General features: G+C 65.1%; 1 protein-coding gene. It reads right to left on the bottom strand.

Going from position 1 to position 699, the window contains the following annotated elements; translation table 11 throughout:
- Nucleotides 1-365 (bottom strand): helix-turn-helix transcriptional regulator (locus KUM32_RS37040; RefSeq protein WP_217146255.1); only part of this gene is annotated, 365 nt, incomplete at its 3' end.
- Between the last annotated feature and the right edge of the window lie 334 nt (nucleotides 366-699).

The following is a 699-nucleotide window of genomic DNA, read 5'->3' on the forward strand; positions in this document are numbered from 1 at the left end:
CCTGGCACGTAGACCACCTGGAGCACGGTGAGGCTACGGGCGTTGTGCTCGAGTTCAGCCAGATCGAGCGCGCTTGTCGAAAGCGTTCCGCGGTACTGCTCCCACCATCCCTTGCCTCGCTCCTCCGCCATTCTTGCGAGTGCGTCAACATACTTCGGATCGGGGCAGGCGTGATGCGTCGACCATGCCCTCACTCGGTCAGCGCTCACGCCGAATCGGCCAGATTCGATATTGCTGACCGTGGTCCGGTCTGTGCTCAGAAGCTGGGCGGCATCGCTTATTGACAGGCCGGCACGCTCTCGCATTTTGCGGAGCTCCGTCGCCAACCGCCGCTGGCGGGCGGTAGGCGCCTTCCTCGGTGGCATGCGGCCTCCCCTTCGTCTATGGCCATCAGTCTGGCCTGGTACCCGCAAGTGGTCCACCCGGTATCACTTCTCAGCTAGTGGGGTACAACTTGTGAGACGGATCGGCTACGGTCCTACCAACACCGCGCCAGCACGCCGGGAAGACCCGAAGTGCAGTCATCCGCGCGCCCGTTGAGGGTGCCCCGGGGGATGGCCAGAGCCACGGACGGCCGTGCAGCCGGCGCTCACGTCACGTTGGGAGACATCGACATGAGCCAGACCGCACCACCACCGCTCAAGGCGACGACGACGGCCCGTTTCGTGGTGCCGAACTCGGACCTCGCGCCCAGGATCC

The organism is Streptomyces sp. AC627_RSS907, assembly GCF_019049165.1.